Source organism: Kitasatospora sp. NPDC056273, assembly GCF_042268845.1.
GTDB lineage: Bacteria > Actinomycetota > Actinomycetes > Streptomycetales > Streptomycetaceae > Kitasatospora.
The window spans coordinates 1-22,373 of record NZ_JBHJSJ010000086.1 but is presented as its reverse complement, the minus strand read 5'-3'; the positions used below and the strand labels follow the sequence as shown (position 1 = coordinate 22,373).

The window sequence follows — 22,373 nt, the reverse complement described above, 5'->3', positions numbered from 1 at the left end:
CGGCTGGCTATCCTCGATGACATGGCCGTGCTCAGAAGGCTCACCCAGGCAAGGCGTTCCAGCAGCGAGCGGAGCGCCCTGGCCGGCGAAGCCGCGGCCGAGGCGGCCGAGGCCGCGCTGCGGGCCGAGCCGGCACCCGACGCCGGGCCCCGGGACGCCGCCGGACCAGGGGGCAGCACCGGCCCCGGGGACACCGCCGGGCCGGACGCACCGGCCGCGGTCAAGCCCGGACGGACCCCCAAGGCCCCCGCCGAGAACCACACCCCGGACCCGGACGACCCCCGCGCCGCCGCCTTCTTCGACTGCGACAACACCATCCTGCGCGGCGCCGCGATCTTCTACCTCGGCGTCGGCCTCTACCGCCGCGGCTTCCTCACCCGCCGCGACATCGCCCGCTTCGCCTGGCAGCAGGCCTGGTTCCGGCTGCACGGCACCGAGGACCCGGACCACATCTCGGACGCCAAGCAGTCCGCCCTCGGCATCGTGGCCGGCAAGCCCACCGCCGACCTGGAGGCGATCTGCGAGGAGATCTTCGAGGAGGTCGTGGCGGACAAGATCTGGCCGGGCACCCGCGCCCTGGTCCAGATGCACCTGGACGCCGGCCAGCGGGTCTGGCTGGTCACCGCCGCCCCGCTGGAGGTGGCCCGGATCATCGCCCGGCGGCTCGGCATGACCGGCGCGCTGGGCACCGTCGCCGAGGCCAGGGACGGCCGCTACACCGGCCGACTGGTCGGCGACCTGCTGCACGGCCCGGCCAAGGCCGCCGCCGTCCGGGCCCTGGCCCGGCGCGAGCGCCTCGACCTCGACCGCTGCGCCGCCTACAGCGACTCGGCCAACGACATCCCGATGCTCTCGCTGGTCGGCCACCCGTACGTGGTGAACCCGGACGGCGCGCTGCGGCGCCACGCCCGGGCCCAGGGCTGGCGGGTGCGGGACTTCCGGACCGGGCGCAAGGCGGCCCGGGTGGGGCTGCCGGCGGCGGCCGCGCTCGGGGTGCTGGCCGGCGCGGCGGCGGCCGGGGTGGCGCTGAACCGGCGCCGCCACCGGGCCTGAATCACCCGCCCGAACCCCGGCCCGGAACCCCGGCCCCGAACCTCGTGCCGGACGGCCGTCCGGGCCGCCGGAGGCTTTCCGGAAGCTTTCCGGAAGCTTTCCGGAGACTCTCCGAGGCTCTCCGGGGCTGTTCGGAGGCCGCCCGGTCGGGCTCGCCCCGGCGGGTGAGCGGTCGTCAACAAGGCCTCTGACCTGGCCCCTCTTACGGGCGAACTCCCCGCCGTCACACGGCAGTCCGCGTCACCTGCTCGAACCTGTCGCCCGGTGACCGGTTCTGATCGTTCGCCAGGCCGGGAAAGTCAGGGGTTGCCGAGCCCCAAGGCTGGGAAACCGCCCCCCAGGCCGCCAAATTGGTCACCCTGAGCGCCCGTTCGATCACGTTAAGCCGGATGAACGATGACAGCTCCGGTCAATGTCAGCCGAACATGCGCAACAAATGGATCCCAAACGACCACTTCGACCACACGGTGTAGCTGTCATTGCACAAAGCGTTATTCTCTCCTGGATGCACGTCACCACGCGTCCCGCTCGAACGGACGCTTCGGGGAGTGCTCTCCGCGCAGGCGGAGGTGATCCGTCCACAGTTCTGCCTCTGGGAGTCCCGTGTACCCACCCGTCCGGAACGACGCGCCTGCACCCTCCCGCCCGTCGTCCGCGCCCCTGCGTCCCCGCACCGGCCTCCGCGACCGGCCGACCGCCGAGCGGCAGATCTCCACGGGCCTGACCCTGTTGCGCACCCTGCTCCGCAGCCAGTTCGCCGCCACGCCCCAACTCGCGCTCGCCGGAGGACCGTTCGTCCAGCCGCAGCCGCAGCCGCCCGGCCTGGCACTGCGCACCACCGCCGCCGGCTCGACCGGCACCGGCTCGCGCGGCCGCACCGGCAGCGCCGGCCGGGGCCGCGCCCGGACCGCGCCCAGCCCCGGCTACGAGACCGAGCACAACCCGGTCATGGAGCTGGTCGAACGGGCCCAGGCCGGCGAGAGCGAGGCCTTCGGCCGGCTCTACGACCACTACGCGGACACCGTCTACCGCTACATCTACTACCGGGTCGGCAGCCGGGCCACCGCCGAGGACCTCACCAGCGAGACCTTCCTGCGCGCCCTGCGCCGGATCGGCACCTTCACCTGGCAGGGCCGGGACTTCGGCGCCTGGCTGGTCACCATCGCCCGCAACCTGGTCGCCGACCACTTCAAGTCCAGCCGCTTCCGGCTGGAGGTCACCACCGGCGAGATGCTCGACTCCAACGAGTGCGAGCGCAGCCCCGAGGAGTCGGTGCTGGAGTCGCTCTCCAACGCCGCCCTGCTGGACGCGGTGCGCCGGCTCAACCCGCAGCAGCAGGAGTGCGTCACCCTGCGCTTCCTGCAGGGGCTGTCGGTGGCCGAGACGGCCCGGATCATGGGCAAGAACGAGGGCGCCATCAAGACCCTCCAGTACCGCGCCGTCCGCACCCTGGCCCGGCTGCTCCCGCCCGACGCGCGATGAGCCGCGCCGAGGACGGCACCGGCTCCGTGCGGTCCGGCACCGTACGGTCCGGCCGGCCGTCATCGTTCGCGCCCGGCCGACACGTCAGGGTGAACGGTAGGTCCGATGATCTGCCGTGCGTAACCGACCGCCCGCACCGCTCGTTGGCCAACGTGCAAGCCCCCACCAGGCGTACGGTCAAGTCGAATTGCGGCCTATCACCCGATGGAGTGGCTTTGGCCAGCCGGGGCAACCGTCCGGCGGGCCGGGCTGTCGACAACGACGAAGGGAGGTGTGGCCCGTGACGGCAAACGTGCTTGAGCACCGGCGGGCGAAGGCCTTCGCCGAGGCGCTGGAGGCCCACCAGGCGGAGCAACGCGCTGCGGCCAACGCCGAATCGGACAACACCGCTGCCACCGGCGCGGGTTCGGCCGCGATGGCCGGGCTGGTCGGACTGGCCGACGCACTGGGGGCACTGCCCGGGCCGGTGCTGGACCGGGAGGTCCATACGGTCCAACGCGCCCAGCTGATGGCCGCGTTCGAGCAGGCCTTCGCCGGCGGGACGGGCACCCCGGTGCCCCGCCAGCGCCGCCACCGGGCGATCCGGACGGCGCCGCGCGGCCGCTGGAGCCGCCGGTTCGCGATCGGCGGGCTGGTCGCCGGGCTCGCCGTCGGCAGCCTGGCCGGCGTCGCCGCGGCCAGCTCCAACGCCCTCCCCGGGGACAGCCTGTACGGCCTCAAACGCGGCTTGGAAGGACTCCGGCTCGACTTCGCGGGCTCCGACTCCGAACGCGGCGAGATGCTGCTCGACAACGCGGCCACCCGGCTCGGCGAGGCCAAGACCCTGGTCGGCCGCACCGACCAGGCCGGCGCGCTCAGCCCGGCCACCGTCGAACAGGTCCGCCGCGCCCTGGACGACATGCACGCCGACGCCCTCAAGGGCCGCGAGCTGCTGCGCTCGGTCTACCGCAGCAACGGCTCGCTCGACCCGATGCGGGCCCTGGCCGGCTTCGCCCACGACGAGGACGGCCGGTGGAGCGAGCTGCAGGGCCGGCTGCCCGTCCAGCTCACCCAGCAGGCCGACCTGGTGAACCGGCTCTTCGACGACATAAGCGAGGACGTCGCGCCCCTGCGCCTGGTCCTGCCCCCCGCTCAGAGCGGTGGCGCGGCCGGCGACGGAGCGGGCGACGGTTCGTCCCACTCGACGGGCGGTTCCCCGGCCGGCTCCCCGGCGGCCGGCTCCGGCACCTCGGCCGGCACCGACCAGGCCCCGGGCTCCGGCGCCGCCGGCAACCGCCCCGGCGCCACCGAGCACGCCCCGGCCTACCCCGGCGCCGGTGCCTCCGGCAACGGCGGCAAGGGCGGCGTCCTGCCGGACACCCTGCCCAGCAGCGCCCCGGACGCCGTCAACGGCCTGGTCGGCGGTCTCACCAGCGGGCTCACCGGCACCAAGCCCTCGCCGAGCGCCGACGCGGCCCCGGCGCAGGGACCGCAGCAGGCCTCGCCCAGCGCCCCGAACGCGGCCCAGCCGCAGGGCGTCGAGGTTCCCCCGCTGCTTCCGGACCTGCTGCCCGGGCTGCGCATCCTGGGCGGCTGACAGCAGGGCGGTGGGGGCCCGGCGGAGTGCGATATCCGCCGGGCCCTCGCCGTCCCCGGGGAACCCCGGGGAACCCTCGGGTTCTTCTAGAAGAACACCGAACGCCGCTGCACCAGCAGCTCGTAGAGGGTGTGCTGGATGGTCTCGCGCACCTCGTCGGCCAGGTCGAAGACCAGCATCGGGTCGTCCGCCGCCTCCGCCGGGTAGGTGTCGGTGGCGATCGGCTCGCCGAAGCGGATCGTCCACTTGGTCGGCAGCGGCAGCGCCCCGAGCGGGCCCAGCCACGGGAAGGTCGGGGTGATCGGCACGTACGGCAGGCCCAGCAGCCGGGCCAGCGTCTTCACGTTGCCGATCATCGGGTAGGTCTCCTCCGCCCCGACGATCGAGCAGGGCACGATCGGCACCCGCGCCCGCAGCGCCGAGGAGACGAAGCCGCCGCGGCCGAACCGCTGGAGCTTGTAGCGCTCGGAGAACGGCTTGCCGATGCCCTTGAAGCCCTCCGGCCAGACCCCGACCAGCTCGCCGCGCTCCAGCAGGGCCTGGGCGTCCTCGTTGCAGGCCAGGGTGTGGCCGGCCTTGCGGGCCAGCTCGTTGACGCCGGGCAGCACGAAGACCAGGTCCGCGGCGAGCATCCGCAGGTGCCGCCGGGCGGGGTGGTGGTCGTGGACGGCCACCTGGGTCATCAGGGCGTCGAGCGGGATCGTCCCGGAGTGGTTGGCGACGATCAGCGCGCCGCCCTCGGCCGGGATGTGCTCCGCGCCCTGGACGTCGATCCGGAAGTACTTCTCGGCCAGCGGGCGCAGCAGCGAGAGCAGCACCTCCTCGGTGAGCTCCCGGTCGAAGCCGAACTCGTCCACCTCGTAGTCGCCGGTCACCCGGCGGCGCAGGAAGGCCAGCCGCTCGGCGGCGCGGCCCTCCCAGCCCTTGCCGAACAGCCGGGTGGCGACCGGGCCGAGCGGGCCGGCCAGCGCCCCGCCGACGGCCTCGGCGAGCCGGTCGGCCGGATTCGGCCCCTCGGGCGACGTCCAGCTGGGGGCCGTCTCGATCGGGATGACCTTGGCCTCGCCCGGCGCGTTCTCGGCTGCGGCACTCATCGCGGGTTCAGCTCCTCGGTCGGCGGGGGCGGTTCGGTACGGCGTCCGGACCGGCGCCCGGCCCGGCGGGCCCGGCGGCTTCCGGGCCGAGCAGGGCGGTCAGCCGGTCGGTGACGGCGGCCAACCGCTCGGGCGGCAGCAGGCCCGGCCCTCCGGCGGCGGCGAAGTCGGCGAAGGCCTCCGGAGTACTGAACGCCGGACGGTAGCCGAAGGTGTCGCGCAGCCGCGCGGTGTCCACCACCCGGCCGTGGGTGAGCAGCCGCAGCTGCTCGGGCGAGACGTCCACCAGCCGGGTCTGCCGGGCCAGCACGGCCATCCAGCTGACCGCGGGCAGCAGCAGCGGCAGGGTGGGCCGGCCGAGCCGGCGGGCGCACTGGGAGAGCAGCAGGACGCCCTCCCCCGCCACGTTGAAGGTCCCGGTGTTGACGGTGCCCGGCTCGGGCTCGTCGGCGGCCCGGCAGAGCACCGCGACGGCGTCGTCCTCGTGCACGAACTGCAGCCGCGGGTCGTAGCCGAGCACGGTCGGCAGCACGGGCAGCGCGAAGTACTCGCTGAGCGGGGTGTCCGCGTTCGGGCCGACGATGTTGGCGAAGCGCAGCACCGTCACCGCGACGTCCGGGCGGCGCCGGGCGAAGCCGCGGACGTAGCCCTCGACCTCCGCCGCGTCCTTGGCGAAGCCGCCGCCGGGCGGGTCCTTGGGCTGCATCCGCTCGCTGAACACCGCCGGGTCGCGGGGCGCGGAGCCGTAGACGCCGGTGGTGGACTTCACCACCAGCCGGCGCACCCCGGGGGCCTTCTGGCAGGCGCCGAGCAGCTGCATGGTGCCGATCACGTTGGACTCCTTCACCGCGGAGCGGTTGGTGGAGCCCAGGCCGGTGGCGCTGACGCTGAGGTGCACCACGGTGTCCACCCGGTGCTCGGCGAGCACCCGGGAGAGCGCCGGACGGCGCAGGTCGAGCTGGTGGAAGCGGTACGGGGCGGCCGGGCCGGACGGCTCCTCGGGCGGCAACCGGGGCGGCTGCACGTCCACGCCGACCACCAGGTCGACGCCCGGCCGGCGGCGGACCTCGGCGGCGAAGCGGGCACCGAGCCGGCGCGCCACGCCGGTGACGAGCACGACCACGCCCACGGTGCTGCACCCCCGTTCCCTCGGCCCGAGCGGCCTGCGTGCACCGTACCGCGCCGCCCCACGGGGCCGTGAAACGACACCGCCCGCCCAGGCCACGACGGGCCTGGACGGGCGGTGGAAGCGCTGGGCGCGCTAGGCGCGGCCGGGGCCGCTTACTTCTTGTTACGACGCTGAACGCGAGTCCGCTTCAGAAGCTTGCGGTGCTTCTTCTTGGCCATACGCTTGCGACGCTTCTTGATGACAGAGCCCACGGAACAACCCTCGCTCACTGAGACTCTCGCCCGTGAGAGACGGAGTCCATACGACTGACGTGAGGGCCTAGCCTACCGTCGATGGTGCGAAGGCCGTAATCGTGTTCCCCGGGACCGGGAAACTCGCGGGAAATCCACGGCGAACGGGGGCGGGTCCAACGGTCGTGGACCCGCACCCGCGCGCCGCCGCTACGCGCTCTCGAGCCGCACGTAGGACTCCTTGAGGTACTCGTGCACCGCCTGCTGGGGCACCCGGAAGGACCGTCCGACCCGGATGGCCGGCAGCTCTCCGCTGTGCACCAGCCGGTACACCGTCATCTTGGACACCCGCATGACCGCGGCGACCTCCGCCACGGTCAGGAAGACGACTTCCTGAAGGGGGCGCTCGACGGAACTCATGACCATCACCCGACCCTTACCCGTGTGCAAGGCACCGGCTTCCCCTCCGGTGACTCCACCGGCACACGTGTATCCCCAGAGTAGTTATGGGTGGTACCAGTGGGAAGAGGGGAAGTGCAGTCCTCGTACGGTGGGAGATAGGACGGTTGCAGTACGTCGCCGCTCTGCGGATGGCACCGCCCCGCGTACGCACCTCCCGGGCTGGGCACTTCCGGGACGGCGGGTTCAGGCCAGCAGTCCGTGGTGGGGGAACACCGCGCGGCGGGTGGCGAGGATGGCCTGATCGAGTCGGTCGGCCGGATCGTAACCCGAGTCGAAGTCGCGCCAGGCCGGGCGGGCGCCGTCGGTCATCCGCAGCGGGGCCGGGCGGCGGGTGCGGCGGTAGACCTCGGCGCGCCAGGACTCGGGGGTCTCGGTGGCCGGGTCGACGGGCCGGGCGGCGGCGGTGGCGACCAGGTGGGTCCAGGTGCGCGGGACGACGTCCACCACCGCGTAGCCGCCCCCGCCGGTGGCCACCCAGCGGCCGCCGGCGTGCTGGTGGGCGAGGTCGTGCAGCGCCTCGGCGATCAGCCGCTGGGCGTCCACGGTGACGGCGAGGTGGGCGAGCGGGTCCTCCAGGTGGGTGTCGGCGCCGTGCTGGGTGACCAGGACCTGCGGCCGGAAGGCGTCGAGCAGTTCGGGCACCAGGGCGTGGAAGGCGCGCAGCCAGCCCGCGTCGCCGGTGCCCGCGGGCAGCGGCAGGTTGGCGGCGGAGCCGGGGGCCTCCTCGCCGCCGGTCTCGATCGACCAGCCGCTCTGCGGGAAGAGCGTGGCGGGGTGCTCGTGCAGCGAGACGGTGAGCACCCGGGGGTCGTTCCAGAAGGCCGCCTGGACGCCGTCGCCGTGGTGGACGTCCACGTCGACGTAGGCGACCCGCTCGGCGCCGAGTTCGAGCAGCCGGGCGATGGCCAGCGCCGGGTCGTTGTAGACGCAGAAGCCGGAGGCCTTGCCGGGCATCGCGTGGTGCAGTCCGCCGGCGAAGTTGACGGCGTGCGGGGTCTCGCCGCGCCAGACCGCCTCGGCGGCGGCCACCGACTGGCCGGCGATCAGCGCGGAGGCCGAGTGGATCGCCGGGAAGGACCAGTTGTCGTCGGTGCCGAGTCCGTGCAGCGGGTCGGAGCGGTCGGGGTGGGCGGCGGCGTTCCGGACCGCCTCGACGTACTCCCGGGTGTGCACCAGCCGGAGGGTGGAGTCGCCGGCGGGCGGTGCGGAGCGGACGGTCACCCCGGGGCCGGTGTCCAGTCCGAGGGCCTCGACCAGGCGCATGGTGAGGGCCAGCCGGGTCGGGTCCATCGGGTGGCCGGGGCCGAAGTCGTAGGCGGTGACGGCCTCGTCCCAGAAGAGGTGCAGGCCGCAGGGGGTGTCACGCTCGGCTTCGGGCATGGCCTCCACCGTAGCGGGTGACGGTGGCCGGGCCGCCGTCAGGGCGCGCCGGGGCGGCGCTCGTGGGGACGGCCGGGCGGCAGGTGCGCGATGAAACTACGGAAGTTGTGGGGCGACTGTGGAGGCGGGTGTTGAGGCGGTGCAGACAAAAGCTTTGCGACTCCATATCCTCTCCGCCATGAAGCCATTCAGCGTGCAACGCCTTGGGGTAATTCTCGCTGCAATACTGGGTTTTGGCGTGTTCTTTGCCGCCCAGCCGGCCTCCGCCGCGGTCAGCGGCACCACCTTCGCGGTCGACAAGTCGACGGCGAAGGCGGGAGACCAGCTGACCCTGACGCTGTCGCTCACCAACAGTGAGAACAGTCCCATCTACTTCGCCTACGAGGCCGTCCAGCCGACCTGGCCGGCCAACACGCAGGCCGGAGCGTTCACCATCACCGGCTGCACCGGTGACACCTCCGACTGCGCGTTCACCGGGAACAGCGCCAACTTCCACTTCAACGCGCCGATCGCACCCGGCGCGACGAAGAGCGTCACGCTCACCGTCAAGATCACCGACACCCCGGCGTGGGGCACCGCCCCGTACACGCTGAACTGGGCGCCGTACGTCTACTACGAGTTCGGCCAGGTGGGCACCACCGGCACCGCCAAGGACCAGACCTGGACCTTCGGGGTGCCCTCGCTCCAGACCGTGATCAGCTGACCCCCGTCCCGTCGAACGCCCCCGCCGTCACCCGACGGCGGGGGCAAGGGCTTTCCGGCAACGGTTGAAGATGGCGTGAAGGAGCCGCAGACGCGGCCTTCACAACTCCCTATTCTCATCCGCCATGAAGCCATTCAGCATGCAACGCGTCGGGGTAATTCTCGCCACGGTACTGGGACTTGGCCTGATCTTCGCCGCCCAGCCGGCCTCCGCCACCACCCGCGACGACGGCGTGATCACCGGCGTCTCGGCCTCCGTCGACAAGAAGACGGCGGCACCGGGCGATGAACTGACCCTGACCCTCTCCCTCACCAACACCGAATCCGCCCCCATCACCTTCGCGTACGAGTGGATCGGGCCGAGCTTCCCCTCCAACCAGCTGACCGGCGCGTTCACCTTCACCGGCTGCGGCGGGGACCAGGTGGACTGCGTGTTCGGCGGCAACTCCGTCAACTTCCATCCCACGGTGCCGATCGCGCCGGGCGCCACCCGCACCGTCACGGCCACCGTCAAGATCACCTCCACGCCGCCCTGGACCGGGTCGTACACACTGAACTGGGCCCCGTACGTCTACGCCGAGTACGGCTACCCGGTCGTCAAGACCAGGAGCGGCCCCTTCCTCGACGGCATGCCCGGCCTGCAGACCGTGATCAGCTGACCCCCGCCCCTCCGACCGCCCCCGCCGTCACCCGGCGGCGGGGGCCGGGACCGTCACCCGGCGGCGGGGGCCACCGCCTGCGCCTGCGCCGGCGCCGGGGCGAAGCGGTCGGCCAGCGGCAGGACGGCGAGCACCAGCAGCATCGGGGCGAGCAGCGCCCAGCGGTACGAGCTCGCGTCCGCGATCGCCCCGACCAGCGGCGAACCGACCAGGAAGCCCACGTAGTTGAAGAGGTTGAGCCGGGCCACCGCGGCGTCCGAGTCGGCCGGGAAGAGCCGGCCGCCGGCCGCGAACACCTGCGGGATGATCGCGCAGATGCCGAAGCCCAGCACGGTGAAGCCGGCGATGCCCGCCCAGGCGGCGGGCGCGACCGCGGCGAGGCCGAAGCCGAGCGCCGCCAGCGCGGCACCGACGCGGACCACCGGGACGGCGCCGAAGCGCTGCACCGCGCGGTCGCCCAGGGCCCGGCCGAGCAGCATCGCGACCATGTAGCCCAGGTAGGAGAGCTTGGCGAGGTCCTCCCGGCTGCCCAGCCCGTCGGTGAGGTACTTGACGCTGTAGTTGGAGACCGAGGAGTCCGCGATGTACGCGAAGGCCATCGCCAGGCAGAGCGGCAGCAGCGGACGCCAGGGGACGGACCGGGCGGCGGCCTCGGCGGCCTCCCGGACGGCGTCGCCGAGTTCGGCCGGACCTGCGAAGAAGGCGCCGGCCAGCAGGGCGAGCGGGGCGATCACCGCCGCGGCCGTGCCGAACAGCAGCGGCAGCCCGAGGTCGTAGTGCGAGCCGAGGCCCGCGAGGGCCGCGCCGAGGATGCCGCCGAGGCTGAACGCGGCGTGGAAGCCGATCATGATCGAGCGGCCGTAGCGGTGCTGGAGCCCCACCCCGAGCATGTTCATACTGGCGTCCAGCGCGCCCACCAGCAGCCCGAACGCGCCCAGCGCCAGGGCGAGTTGCCACAGTGCCCCGCCCAGTCCGGCGGCCGCCAGGCTCAGGCAGACGGCGGGCTGGACCACCCGCAGCACGACCCGCGCGCCGGTGCGCTTCACCAGCTGCTCGGAGGCGATCGACCCGACCCCGGCCAGCACCGGCACCGCGGCCAGGAAGACCGGCAGCAGCCCGTCGCTCAGCCCGTACCGGTGCTGGATCTCCGGGATGCAGGTGACCAGCAGGGCGAAGGTGACGCCCTGGAGCAGGAAGGCGGCGGCGAGCGCGGCCCGCCCGGTGCGCAGACCGGGCGCCACCGGGGACGGCGACGCGGCGGGCGGAACGGGCGGGACCACGGGCGGGGCGGCACTCAAGCGGACCTCCAGGCGGACTCCACACGAACCGCGCTACCGGCCGGTAGGACGATGTTGGCGAGAGCGTAGGGGGTGCGCCGCGATTACGGGAGGGGTCGCGCAGCGGTCATTTCCCGCCCGAGGCCAGTTCCCGGGAGCGGTCCCGGGCCGCCTCCAGGGCGCCGAGCAGGGCGGCCCGCACCCCGTGGTTCTCCAGCTCGCGGATCGCCGCGATGGTCGTGCCGGCCGGGGAGGTGACCGCCTCGCGCAGCTTCACCGGGTGCTCGCCGGAGTCCCGCAGCATCACCGAGGCGCCGATCGCGGACTGCACGATCAGGTCGTGCGCCACCTGCCGGGGCAGCCCGAGCAGGATGCCGGCGTCGGTCATCGCCTCCACCAGGAAGTAGAAGTAGGCCGGTCCGGAGCCGGACAGCGCGGTGGCCGCGTCCTGCTGGGACTCGGGCAGCCGCAGCGCCTTGCCGACCGAGCTGAAGATCTCCTCGGCCCGCGCCAGGTGCTCCTCGCCCGCGTGCGAGCCCGCCGAGATGACGCTCATCCCCTCGTCCACCAGAACCGGGGTGTTGGGCATCACCCGGACCACCGGGGTGCCCGCCGCGAGCCGCTCCTCGAACCAGGCGGTGGGAACGCCGGCCGCGGCCGAGATCACCAGCCGGTCCGCGCCGACGTGCGGGGCCAGCTCCTCCAGCAGGGCGCCCATGTCCTGCGGCTTGACCGCGAGGATCAGGGTGTCGGCGAGCTTGGCGGCCTCGGCGTTGGAGACGGCCACCACGCCGTAGCGGTCGGCGAGTTCGGCCGCCCGCTCGGGACGGCGGGCGGTCACCAGGACGTCGGCCGGGTCCTTGCCGGCCCGCAGCAGACCGGAGAGCAGGGCCTCGCCGATCTTGCCGGTGCCCAGGAAGGCGATCTTCTGTCCGTGTGCTCCGCTGCTGCCCATGGTCCGCTCCCGCTCCTTGCCTCGGTACTGCCGCCATCCTCGCACCGCCCGGCGGCCCGCGCGGGGACCGTCCGCTCCGTGGTCGCGGCCCGCGCGGGGACCGTCCGCTCCGTGGTCGCGGCCCGCGCGGGGACCGTCCGCTCCGTGGTCGCCGCCCACCCGGCCGCCTGGCGGAGGACAGGCCCCTAGGGAGAAATCTCGGGGGTTTCCCCTATGGCCTCCCGGCTCCCGCGGGCGCACCGTGGAGCCATGGCACACGACGAAATGTCCCGACGTGAGAACCGGCAACTCGCCGTCGCCTCGGCGACCGTGGGCCCGTGGCGGACCGCCGCGGGGGTCGGTGCGGTGGTGGGGGCGACGGCCCTGGGGATCGATGCGATCACCGGGGACTGGTCGCTGAGCATGCTGGCCTCGCCGGCCGGCTGGGGCCTGTTCTTCTTCTTCCTGGTCGGCACCGTCGGCGGCCGGCTGCGGCGCGACACCACCGACCGGAGGCTGCGCCGCTGGGCGAACGACCACCCCTGGCAGTCGGCGCTGCCGGCCGCCGGCGGGCTGCTGGTCCTGAACACGCTGGCCCAGCTGTTCCTCGGCGACGAGGGCCTGTTCGGCGCCTTCTTCATCTCGCTGCTGCCGGCCGGCCTGCTGCTGGCGATCGCCGGGGTGGTCGGCTCGGTCAAGCAGGCCCGCGGCAAGGACTGAGCGGGCGCCCGCACCGGCGCGCTTCCGGACGAACGGCACCGGTCCCGCGGACGACGCACAGGTGTTCACCACACGGTGTGCCCCCGATCGACGGATCGTCAGACCCCGTCGGCATACTGGCGCGATGCCGATCGCCGAAGAACCGGAACCGCGCCCCGCCGGGGGCGACGAGCCGAACGGGTCCGACCCGTCCGGGGCGGGCCGGAAGGACCCGTTCGCCGACCTCGTCCTGGACGAGGAGTTCGTCCGCAGCGCCACCGTCAAGGAGCAGAGCGGGCGCACCCGCATGCTGTCCGCCCGGTGGAAGCACACCCCGCCGGTCGATCCGGGCGGCCGCCGCTCGGTCAACGACGGCCCCGCGGCGCGCGGGCGCCGCTTCCGCCGCAAGCCCGTCCGCAAGCCCGTCCGCCCGGCGCGGGCGGTCGACGCGTGGGGCGACCCGCGTCCGCGCCGCCGCCTGGAGTGGCGCACGCCGCTCTACGTCCTGCTGACCGTCGCCGTGCTGCTCGTGGCACTGAACATCGACGGGCTGAAGTTCTGGTACTCCACCCACTTCGGCTACGCCTCCGACCACCCGGTCTCCGCGAGCCCGGCGGCGGAGCGCGACGGACGGCAGCCGACCCCCGACCACCCGTGGGCCGGCTCCCCCGCCGAGGACTGGGCCGCCGGCACGGACGGGATCGAGCTGCCGAAGACCCCCCGGGCCACCGGCGCGTTCGGTGCCGACGAGGTGGCCGCCCGGCTGCAGTCGGTGCGGGCCTACCTGGCGGCGGCCCACCTGGACCCGAAGGTGGTGTCCGGCGGCCGCCCGGACGCCGCGCTGGCGATGCTCGACGGCCGCACCCGGGAGGCCGCGGCCGCGTCGCTGGACCACCCCTCGGCGACCAGTGACCCCACCGCCTGGTTCACCCGCTTCGACCCGCGGGAGGCCGTCCCGGTCACCGACGTGGTCAAGGTGCGGGGCCGGATCGACGTCACGGCCGACGGGGAGAACGGCGTCCTGATGCGGGCCGACGTCAGCTACGTGTACGCGCTGCGCCCCGGCCCGAAGACGGCCGACCAGGCGGCCTCGGCGAACGGCTCCGCGGACCTCGCGGAGACGGTCCGGACCATCGTCCGGCAGGTGGACACCTTCCACTTCTACGACCCGGCCAAGTACCAGGTCGATCCGGGGAAGCTCGCGATCGACGAGACCGTGGAGAGCTTCGGCAACAGCACCTGCGGCCGCTACGACGGCTTCCTGCACCCGGAGTTCGACCGGTCCACCCGGCCCGGCCCGGTACCGACCGGGCCGACCGCGGACCCGTACGACCGGGACCGGGTGCCGCCGGGCACCGGGAACTGCGGCTCCGCCAGCCGGACCTGACCGACGTCAGCGCTTGCGCTTGGGCCGGCCCGGCGCCTTGGTGTCGGGCCGGCGGCCGCGGCCCGCCTGGCGCTTCTCGTACTGGGCGACGGCCCGCTCGTGGGCGGCCCGCCGGACCGCCTCGCCGGGGGCCTCGACCAGGCTGCGGACGAAGTAGGCGGCCAGGCTGCCGGCCCCGCCGATCAGCCAGACCGCGCCGAGCGACTTGTCCTCGGCCATCCAGCCGGTCAGCTGGTCCCGGCCCTCGGTGAGCACCTTCCAGGTGCGCCGTACGGCCATCATCGAGCAGACCGCGATGGCGGCGGTCAGCAGCCCGTTGAGGAAGGTGCCGTCCTCGGAGAGCGCGATGCCCTCGATGCCGAAGCGCAGCACCAGCACGGCGGCGGCGGTCGCGGCCAGGGCACCGACCGAGACACCGACCCGGCGCGGCCAGTAGCCGTTGTCCCGGTTGAGCCAGGACGTGCCGAAGAAGCGGATCGGCTCCGGCTCGGGGGCGCCGGCGGGAGTGGGGGCGGGGGTGGGGGGCTGCTCGCTCACGCCGTCGATTATCACCCGACCGCCGCACACGGCGGAGGAGCCGTCCCGGCCGGTGGGACGGCTCCTCCTCGTTCGGTGCGGGCCCGGCGTTCCGGTTCCGTACGGCCCGGTGTTCCGGTTCCGTACGGGCCGGTGTTCCGCTTCCGTGCGGGCCCGGCGTTCGCCTCGGGCTCAGCCGAGCTTGGACACGTCGCGGACGGCGCCCTTGTCGGCGGAGGTGGCCATCGCGGCGTAGGCCCGCAGGGCCTGGCTGACCTGGCGCTCGCGGTTCTTCGGCCGGTAGCCGCCCGTGGCCTCCAGGACGCGGCGGCGCTCGGCCAGCACCTCGTCCGGGACCTCCAGGGAGATCCGGCGGCCGGGGATGTCGATGGCGATGGTGTCGCCGTCCTCGACCAGCGCGATGGTGCCGCCGGAGGCCGCCTCCGGGGAGGCGTGGCCGATGGACAGGCCCGAGGTGCCGCCGGAGAAGCGGCCGTCGGTGACCAGCGCGCAGGCCTTGCCCAGGCCCCGGCCCTTCAGGAAGGAGGTCGGGTAGAGCATCTCCTGCATGCCCGGGCCGCCCCTGGGGCCCTCGTAGCGGATGACGACGACGTCGCCCTCCTTGACCCGCTTGGCGAGGATCGCCTCGACCGCGTCCTCCTGGGACTCGACCACGACGGCCGGGCCGCTGAAGGTCCAGATCGACTCGTCCACGCCGGCGGTCTTCACGATGCAGCCGTCCTCGGCGAGGTTGCCGTACAGCACGGCCAAACCGCCCTCGACCGAGTAGGCTTGCTCGGCGCTGCGGATGCAGCCCTTGGCCGAGTCGGTGTCCAGCGACTCCCAGCGCTCGGACTGCGAGAAGGCCTCGGCGGAGCGGACGCAGCCGGGGGCGGCGTGCCACAGCTCGACGGCCTCGGCGGACGGCGAACCGCCGCGCACGTCCCAGGTCTTGAGCCACTCGGCGAGCGAGTCGGCGTGCACGGTGTGGACGTCCTCGTTGAGCAGCCCGGCCCGGTACAGCTCGCCGAGGATGGCCGGGATGCCGCCGGCCCGGTGCACGTCCTCCATGTAGTACGAGCCGTTCGGCGCGACCTTGGACAGGCAGGGCACCTTGCGGGAGATCGCGTCGATGGCCCGCATGTCGAAGTCCAGCTCGGCCTCCTGGGCGGCGGCGAGCAGGTGCAGGATGGTGTTGGTCGAGCCGCCCATGGCGATGTCCAGGGCCATGGCGTTCTCGAAGGCTGCGCGGGTGGCGATCGCCCGGGGCAGCACCGAGGCGTCGTCACCGCCGTAGTAGCGGTTCGCGATCTCGACGACGTTCTGCCCGGCCCGCTCGTACAGGGCCCGGCGGGCGGTGTGGGTGGCGAGCACCGAGCCGTTGCCCGGCAGCGAGAGGCCGATCGCCTCGGTCAGGCAGTTCATCGAGTTGGCGGTGAACATGCCGGAGCACGAGCCGCAGGTGGGACAGGCGTTCTCCTCGATGATCGCGATGTCCTCGTCGGAGACGTTCTCGTTGACCGCCTGGGAGATCGCGTCGACCAGGTCGAGCTTGCGCACGGTGCCGTCGACCAGGGTGGCCTTGCCGGCCTCCATCGGGCCGCCGGAGACGAAGACGGTCGGGATGTTCAGGCGCAGCGCGGCCATCAGCATGCCCGGGGTGATCTTGTCGCAGTTGGAGATGCAGATCAGCGCGTCGGCGCAGTGCGCGTTGACCATGTACTCGACCGAGTCGGCGATCAGGTCGCGCGAGGGCAGCGAGTAGAGCATGCCGCCGTGGCCCATCGCGATGCCGTCGTCCACGGCGATGGTGTTGAACTCGCGCGGGATGCCGCCCGCCTGCTTGATCGCCTCGGAGACGATCCGGCCGACCGGCTGGAGGTGGGTGTGCCCGGGGACGAACTCGGTGAAGGAGTTGGCCACCGCGATGATCGGCTTGCCGAAGTCCTCGCGGGCTACGCCGGCCGCCCGGAGAAGCGCCCGGGCGCCTGCCATGTTGCGACCGTGGGTGACCGTACGGGACCTCAGCTCGGGCACTGTGCTCCACTCCTTCGGGGCTCTCGCGGGCACCCCGCTGCTGGGAGGGTTCGGGGGCCGCTGTGGGTACCGAGCCTACGCCCGCCGTCCGGCCGGCGGACGGTCCGTCCGCGATGCGGGCAGGCGGAGGCGCTGGCGGACGGGCAGCGATTCGGGCGGGCGGGCAGCAACGCGAGCGGACGGCGGTGCGGGCAGGCAGCGGACGGCGGTGCGGGCTCCGGGCGTCAGCCGGGCTTGACGGCCACGGTGAGGTCCAGGCTGAACGGCTCGACCACGACGCCGTCCGGGAACGCGGCGACCATGGCCTCCCGTTCGGCCGCCAGCACCGGCGCGCGCTCCTCGGGGCTGAGCGAGGCCAGGTAGGAGCGGGAGGTGAGGTCGGTGAGCACGTGCTCGACGGTGACCCGCCGCTCCCAGCGCAGTGCCGTCCGTTCGACCGCGAGGCCGGCCGGGGCGAAGTGCCCGACGTGGCCGCTGATCCCGCCGTAGCCGTGGAAGCGGCCGGGGAGGGCGGCGGCCATCCGCTCGCTCCTGGCCCGGATCCACGGCACGGTCTCGTCGTACACGTTCCACCAGGCGGCGACGGCGCCCCCGGGCCGCAGCACCCGGACCGCCTCGGGGACGGACTTCTCGGGGTACGTCCAGTGGAAGGCCTGGGCGTAGGCGACCAGGTCGACGGACCCGTCGTGGAAGGGCAGGTCGTCGCCGGTGCCCCGGACCAGCGGCAGGCCCGGCGAGGAGGCCAGGAACCGGGCGGCCATGCCGGGGCTGGGCTCGACGGCGACGACCTCCGCACCGCGCGCGGCCAGCAGCCGGGTGGCGATGCCCGTCCCGGCGCCGACGTCCAGGACCCGGGCACCGGCGAGGCCGCGGCCCCAGAGCCGCTCCAGCGCGTCGAACAGCTCGTCGGGATAGCCGGGACGGCCCTGCTCGTACTCGGCGGCGACCCCGCCGAAGCTCGCGGCGGCCTCGCGGTAGTTCCGACTCTCCGTCATGCGTCCCCCTTCGTACGGCAGTTGACGCCCGGGCGGACCGGACGGCTCAGCGTACGCGCGAGGGGGTGGCCAGGTGCAAGCGGGTAAAGGCGAGGGCCTCGGCCAGGTCGGCCTCGCGTTCGGCGGGGGAGGCCGAGCGGCGGGTGTTGACCTCCAGCACCACGTGGCCGTCGAAGCCGGTCCGGGCGAGGTGCTCCAGCAGCTCGGCGCAGGGCTGCTTGCCGCGGCCGGGGATCAGGTGCTCGTCCTTGCCGGAGCCGCTGCCGTCGGCCAGGTGGACGTGGGCGAGCCGGTCGCCCATCCGCTCGACCATGGCGAAGGTGTCGATCCGGGAGGTGGCGGCGTGCGAGAGGTCGATGGTGAAGTGCCGGTACTCCTCGTCGGTGACGTCCCAGCCGGGGGCGTACGCGAGCATCTCGCGGTCGCGGTAGCGCCACGGGTACATGTTCTCGACGGCGAAGCGGACGTCGGTCTCGCCCGCCATCCGATGGATCCCCTCGACGAACTCCCGGGCGTACTGGCGCTGCCAGCGGAACGGCGGGTGGACGACCACGGCGCTCGCGCCGAGCTTCTCGGCCGCCGCCCGGGCCCGGACCAGCTTGGTCCACGGGTCGGTGCTCCACACCCGCTGGGTGATCAGCAGGCAGGGCGCGTGCACGGCCAGGATGGGCAGCCGGTGGGCGTCGGAGAGCCGGCGCAGGGCGTCGATGTCCTGGCTGACCGGGTCGTTCCAGACCATCACCTCGACCCCGTCGTAGCCGAGCTTGGCGGCCAGCTCGAAGGCGACGGCGGTGCTCGCCGGGTACACCGAGGCGGTGGACAGCGCCACCTTGGTGTCCGGGATGTGCAGGGCCGGGTGCCGGGGCAGCACCAGCCGGTCGGTGGTGCGCAGCAGCGGCGGGCGGGCGGCGTCCCGCTTGGCGGCCTTGACCGAGCGGACGGACTGGACGGCGGCCTTGGCGGCGCCGGCGGCCCGGGCGGTGCGGGTCTCCTTCGGGGCGGCCTTGGCGGCGGGCTGCTTCGCCTTCGGGGCGGGCTGCTTCGCGGTGGGCGTCTTCGCCGTCTTCGCCGTTCTCACCGTCTTCGCCGTTCGCGCCGTCTTCGCCGCGCTGGTCTTCGCCGCGGCGGTCTTCGCGGTGCGCTGGGCGGCCTTGACCGCCTTCGAGGCCTGCTTGGCGGCCTGGGCGGCGGTGGCGCCCGTGACCGCCTTGCCGAGCCTGCGGCGCGGGCCGTCCGGCCGCGACTGCCCGCTCCCGGGAGTGCGGTCCTCCTGCGTTCCGTCCTCGCCCGCTGGTTGCACCACGGGAGACAGCGTAAGCGGAGCACGCGGCGAACGGGGCGGGATGACCGGCGCAGTGACCATCGGCACGTTGCCCCGGGGCGGTCGGTCGGCGGTCGGTCGGGACGGGTCCGGACGACTGTCCGGGCGACCGCCCGGGTGCGCGCCCCGGGGCGCGCGCCCGGCTTACGGGGTGAGCGCCGGGCGGCGGCGGTCGGCCGGGCTGTCCATGGTGTCCAGGCGGCGCAGGATGATGCCCTCGCGCAGCGCCCACGGGCAGACGTCCAGCTCCTCCAGCCCGAACAGGTCCATCGCGGCGTCGGCGACCAGCGCGCCGGCCAGCAGCTGCTTGGCCCGGCCCTCGGAGACGCCCGGGATCCGGGCGCGCTCGGCAACGGTCATCGCCGACAGCCGGGGCAGCCAGGCGGCCAGCCCGCTGCGGGTGAGCCGGCGGTCGGTGTAAGGACCGGCGTCGGCGGGGGCGGCGCCGGTCATCCGGGCCAGCTGCTTGAAGGTCTTGGAGGTGGCGACCGCGTGCCGGGCCGGGCCGAGCCGGGTGATCTCGCCGACCACAGTGGCGAGCTCGGCCCGGATGTGGCGTCTCAGCTCGCGCAGCCCCTCCGGGTCGGCGACGTCCCCCGGCAGCCAGCGGGCGGTCAGCCGGCCGGCGCCCAGCGGCAGCGAGCAGGCGACGTCCGGCTGCTCGTCCAGGCCGCAGGCGATCTCCAGCGAACCGCCGCCGATGTCCAGGTTGAGCAGCCGGCCCGAGGACCAGCCGAACCAGCGGCGGACGGCCAGGAAGGTGAGCCGGGCCTCGTCCTGCCCGGAGAGTACGCGCAGCTCGACGCCGGTCTCGGCGGCCACCCGGCGCAGCACCTCCTCGCCGTTGGCGGCCTCGCGCACGGCGGAGGTCGCGAACGGGAGGATGTCGACGACGCCCTTGTCCTCGGCGACCCGCAGCGAGGACGCGACGTGGCCGACCAGCCGCTCGACCCCGGCCTCGCTTATCGCGCCGTCCTCGTCCAGCAGCTCCGCCAGACGCAGCTCGGCCTTGTGCGAGTACGCGGGCAGCGGAGCAGCGCCCGGATGGGCGTCCACCACGAGGAAGTGGACCGTGTTGGAACCTACGTCGAGCACACCGAGTCGCATAACTCTCCACGCTACGCGATCCGGGCCCTGGTGAGAGGGGGTGCGACGGTATTCGCGCCGGTCCGGAACCGGTCCGCGGGCCGGTCCGCGGGCCGGTGGGCGGGCCGGTGGGCGGGCCGGTCTTCCGGCGGTCCGCCGTCCGTCAGAGGAGGCCGTCCCACAGCTGCTCGACGATGACGGCCCACCAGTTCTCCGGGTCGGCGAAGACCGTGCCGTCCACGGCCGCCAGCGCGCGCTGCAGGGCGTCCACCGCCCCGCCCGCGGCCACCGGGTCGAGCCCGCGCAGAGCCGGCCACCAGCCGGCGAACACCTCCAGGCAGCGGACGAAGGCGCGCAGGTCCGCGTTGCAGTGGCGGGCGGTCGCGTAGTCCGGGTCCACCGCCCGGACGGCGCCGTCCACCGGGTCGAGGGCCAGCAGCGCCCAGCCGTCCGTCCCCAGCACCAGCTGCCCGGCGAGCGCCAGGCGCTCCCGCTCGGCCACCCGGGTGCCGCGGCCGAGTCCGGCCAGGTGCGCGGCGAGCGGGGGCAGGACGGTGCCCTGACGGGTGCCGTCGGCGATCGCCTCCGCGCCCGGGTGGTGCAGCGCGAAGAACCCCGGCACGGCCACCGGGACGCCCACCGCCAGCAGCAGCGCGGCCGCGTCCCCGGGCAGTTCGGCCCGGGCGACGTCGGCCGGCTCGAAGCGCTGGACGCCCGCCGGGCCGAACTGCTCCGCGAGCCGGGCGGCGAGCGCGGCGTCGGGCTCGCCGGATGTGCCGGGAGCGCCGGATGCGTCGCGCACCGCACGGGGGAAGGGCACCCGGTTGCGGGCCGGACCGTCCGGCGGCGCGGGCAGCGCCCGTACGGCGGCCGCTCGGTGGTCGAAGCGCGGGCCGTACGGAAGCTCGAAGTCGAGCCGGACGTCCGGCAGTTCGGCGGCCAGCGCGTACGACCAGTAGCCGCCGGGCAGGGCGCTCGGCCGCAGGTCGGTCCGGACGGCCAGCACTTCCTCGGCGGCGACGCCCTGCTCGCGCAGCCACCACCAGCCGCGCAGCGCCGGGTGCGGCAGGCCCGCCGCGGACCGCAGGGCCAGCGACCGCTCCTCGCCGGTGCCGTCCCGGTAGGTCAGCTCGGCCCGGGCACCCCGGCCGGTCGCCGGCGGGAGGGTCGGGTCGTAGCCGCCCGCGCCGACGAAGTCCCGGTACAGCCCCACCACTTCGTCCACCGGCACCGAGGGCCACACCGTGAACCGCCCGCTCTCCCGGTCCACCACGGCGCAGGCCGCCCCCACCTCCTCGGGCGCCCGCCGCTCCCCCGTCCGCGGGTCGACCACCACCCGGGCGGGCTCCGCCCACACCACCCAGCCGAGCTCGAACTCATGGGTGCACACCCGCCGCACCACCCCGGCCCCCTGCGGCAGATCCCCGTTGATCCACCGCTGCCCCGCCTCCACCGCCTGCGCCCGCGAAATCATCCGGCCCTCCCCGACCCCATCCCTGCCCGACCCGCGACCCTACGCCCCCACCCCTGCCGCCCGCCCCGCACAGGAAGTCGGCCCGGCCGACTTCTCACGCATCCCCCACGAGGTATGCGACGACCGGCCTGCACGCCCTTACTGGCCCACACCCCCCTGCACGAAAAGTCGACCCCGCCGACTTCTGGCGTAGCTCCCTCTGCCGCCGACCCCACCCCTCTGCGCTCAAGAAGTCGATCAGCCCGACCTTCCATGCACCCCTGGGGGACGCCCCACACCTCCCCCGCGCACGAAAAGTCGACCCCGCCGACTTCCTATGCAGAACCCGGATAAATGCGACGGCCGGCCTACCTGGCCCCAGGTACACCCAGGGCCGGCCAGCCCGAAAGCGCACAGGAACTCGGCCCAGCCGACTTCTCACACGAGCTCCTCCAACGCGGGCGAAGACCAGACCACATAGCCTGCCGCCGCCCCTCCGCGCACAAGAAGTCGATCAGCCCGACCTTCCGTGCACCCTCCGAGAGGAATATGCAGACCGGTCTACAGATCCTGCCGACCCGCACCCCACCCTGCGCACGAAAAGTCGGCCCAGCGACTCTGCTGGCGAAGTATTCGATCTAGGTCAGGCTCAGGCCGTCGTTGCGATGCCGTGTTGGGTGCAGAGTGTGTGGATGCGGGTGGGGCGGCGGCTTGGTCTGGTGGTGGTGTCGAAGTGGGCGCCGAGTCGGCGGATGTTGACGGCCATGCCGATGAGGACGTTCTGGAGGTGGGTTTTGGCGAGGCCCCGGTAGCGGGATCGTCGCAGGCCGGGGCCTCGGACCGCTTGTGAGACGGTGCCCTCGATGCCGGCGCGGGCCCGGTAGGCCTCGCGCCATCGGGG

General features: G+C 73.9%; 21 protein-coding genes. 7 read left to right on the top strand and 14 right to left on the bottom strand.

Annotation, left to right across the window (positions count from 1 at the left end; translation table 11 throughout):
- Positions 1 to 21 precede the first annotated feature (21 nt).
- The 3 genes from ACFCY1_RS39170 to ACFCY1_RS39160 all read left to right on the top strand — a co-directional run bounded on the left by ACFCY1_RS39170 (position 22) and on the right by ACFCY1_RS39160 (position 4,111).
- Positions 22 to 1,053, top strand: a complete 1,032-nt coding sequence (locus ACFCY1_RS39170) for an HAD family hydrolase (RefSeq protein WP_375877605.1) — start codon at positions 22 to 24, stop codon at positions 1,051 to 1,053.
- Between the two features lie 708 nt (positions 1,054 to 1,761).
- Positions 1,762 to 2,535 carry an ECF subfamily RNA polymerase sigma factor, BldN family gene (locus ACFCY1_RS39165; protein WP_049660260.1) on the top strand — a complete coding sequence of 258 codons (774 nt, stop codon included), beginning with the start codon at positions 1,762 to 1,764 and terminating at the stop codon, positions 2,533 to 2,535.
- Between the two features lie 280 nt (positions 2,536 to 2,815).
- On the top strand, positions 2,816 to 4,111 hold the full coding sequence (locus tag ACFCY1_RS39160) for a DUF5667 domain-containing protein (protein ID WP_074004022.1): 1,296 nt from the start codon (positions 2,816 to 2,818) through the stop codon (positions 4,109 to 4,111).
- A gap of 86 nt (positions 4,112 to 4,197) precedes the next feature.
- Here ACFCY1_RS39160 and ACFCY1_RS39155 read toward each other — a convergent pair whose 3' ends face one another.
- The 5 genes from ACFCY1_RS39155 to ACFCY1_RS39135 form a co-directional block, all read right to left on the bottom strand.
- Entirely contained in the window at positions 4,198 to 5,205 is a 1,008-nt protein-coding gene (locus ACFCY1_RS39155) for a lysophospholipid acyltransferase family protein (protein WP_375877604.1), read from the bottom strand.
- 7 nt (positions 5,206 to 5,212) lie between these two features.
- Entirely contained in the window at positions 5,213 to 6,334 is a 1,122-nt protein-coding gene (locus ACFCY1_RS39150) for an NAD-dependent epimerase/dehydratase family protein (protein WP_049652195.1), read from the bottom strand.
- Between the two features lie 152 nt (positions 6,335 to 6,486).
- Positions 6,487 to 6,585: a 30S ribosomal protein bS22 gene (locus ACFCY1_RS39145; RefSeq protein WP_003948845.1), complete on the bottom strand. Its 99-nt coding sequence runs from the start codon at positions 6,583 to 6,585 to the stop codon at positions 6,487 to 6,489.
- A 189-nt stretch (positions 6,586 to 6,774) separates the two neighbouring features.
- Entirely contained in the window at positions 6,775 to 6,984 is a 210-nt protein-coding gene (locus ACFCY1_RS39140) for a helix-turn-helix domain-containing protein (protein WP_045699258.1), read from the bottom strand.
- A 225-nt stretch (positions 6,985 to 7,209) separates the two neighbouring features.
- Positions 7,210 to 8,406: an acetoin utilization protein AcuC gene (locus ACFCY1_RS39135; protein WP_375877603.1), complete on the bottom strand. Its 1,197-nt coding sequence runs from the start codon at positions 8,404 to 8,406 to the stop codon at positions 7,210 to 7,212.
- A gap of 238 nt (positions 8,407 to 8,644) precedes the next feature.
- Between ACFCY1_RS39135 and ACFCY1_RS39130 the strand changes: the two genes are divergently transcribed.
- Positions 8,645 to 9,109: a DUF11 domain-containing protein gene (locus tag ACFCY1_RS39130; protein ID WP_049652197.1), complete on the top strand. Its 465-nt coding sequence runs from the start codon at positions 8,645 to 8,647 to the stop codon at positions 9,107 to 9,109.
- A 124-nt stretch (positions 9,110 to 9,233) separates the two neighbouring features.
- Positions 9,234 to 9,767, top strand: a complete 534-nt coding sequence (locus ACFCY1_RS39125; RefSeq protein WP_107418826.1) for a hypothetical protein — start codon at positions 9,234 to 9,236, stop codon at positions 9,765 to 9,767.
- Between the two features lie 53 nt (positions 9,768 to 9,820).
- Here ACFCY1_RS39125 and ACFCY1_RS39120 read toward each other — a convergent pair whose 3' ends face one another.
- A complete protein-coding gene (locus ACFCY1_RS39120) occupies positions 9,821 to 10,996 on the bottom strand; it encodes an MFS transporter (RefSeq protein WP_375877608.1) in 1,176 nt (391 codons plus the stop codon).
- Between the two features lie 175 nt (positions 10,997 to 11,171).
- A complete protein-coding gene (proC, locus tag ACFCY1_RS39115; protein WP_049652199.1) occupies positions 11,172 to 11,999 on the bottom strand; it encodes a pyrroline-5-carboxylate reductase in 828 nt (275 codons plus the stop codon).
- 249 nt (positions 12,000 to 12,248) lie between these two features.
- Between proC and ACFCY1_RS39110 the strand changes: the two genes are divergently transcribed.
- Both ACFCY1_RS39110 and ACFCY1_RS39105 read left to right on the top strand, forming a co-directional pair.
- On the top strand, positions 12,249 to 12,698 hold the full coding sequence (locus tag ACFCY1_RS39110; RefSeq protein ID WP_143204615.1) for a hypothetical protein: 450 nt from the start codon (positions 12,249 to 12,251) through the stop codon (positions 12,696 to 12,698).
- A gap of 124 nt (positions 12,699 to 12,822) precedes the next feature.
- Complete coding sequence (locus ACFCY1_RS39105) at positions 12,823 to 14,064, top strand: hypothetical protein (RefSeq protein WP_375877602.1); 1,242 nt, start codon at positions 12,823 to 12,825, stop codon at positions 14,062 to 14,064.
- A gap of 6 nt (positions 14,065 to 14,070) precedes the next feature.
- Here the strand turns inward: ACFCY1_RS39105 and ACFCY1_RS39100 are convergent, their stop codons facing one another.
- The 7 genes from ACFCY1_RS39100 to ACFCY1_RS39070 all read right to left on the bottom strand — a co-directional run.
- Positions 14,071 to 14,601 (bottom strand): hypothetical protein, encoded by a 531-nt coding sequence (locus ACFCY1_RS39100; RefSeq protein WP_375877601.1) that lies wholly within the window; start codon positions 14,599 to 14,601, stop codon positions 14,071 to 14,073.
- A 171-nt stretch (positions 14,602 to 14,772) separates the two neighbouring features.
- On the bottom strand, positions 14,773 to 16,617 hold the full coding sequence (ilvD, locus tag ACFCY1_RS39095) for a dihydroxy-acid dehydratase (RefSeq protein WP_375877600.1): 1,845 nt from the start codon (positions 16,615 to 16,617) through the stop codon (positions 14,773 to 14,775).
- Positions 16,618 to 16,841: 224 nt separating this feature from the next.
- Positions 16,842 to 17,612 (bottom strand): class I SAM-dependent methyltransferase, encoded by a 771-nt coding sequence (locus tag ACFCY1_RS39090; RefSeq protein ID WP_375877599.1) that lies wholly within the window; start codon positions 17,610 to 17,612, stop codon positions 16,842 to 16,844.
- A gap of 46 nt (positions 17,613 to 17,658) precedes the next feature.
- A complete protein-coding gene (locus ACFCY1_RS39085) occupies positions 17,659 to 18,486 on the bottom strand; it encodes a sugar phosphate isomerase/epimerase (protein WP_079272395.1) in 828 nt (275 codons plus the stop codon).
- Positions 18,487 to 19,077: 591 nt separating this feature from the next.
- A complete protein-coding gene (locus tag ACFCY1_RS39080; RefSeq protein ID WP_049652204.1) occupies positions 19,078 to 20,040 on the bottom strand; it encodes a Ppx/GppA phosphatase family protein in 963 nt (320 codons plus the stop codon).
- A 142-nt stretch (positions 20,041 to 20,182) separates the two neighbouring features.
- Positions 20,183 to 21,493: an SUKH-4 family immunity protein gene (locus ACFCY1_RS39075; RefSeq protein WP_375877598.1), complete on the bottom strand. Its 1,311-nt coding sequence runs from the start codon at positions 21,491 to 21,493 to the stop codon at positions 20,183 to 20,185.
- A 628-nt stretch (positions 21,494 to 22,121) separates the two neighbouring features.
- On the bottom strand, positions 22,122 to 22,373 hold a 252-nt coding region (locus tag ACFCY1_RS39070), incomplete at its 5' end, for a transposase (protein ID WP_375877597.1).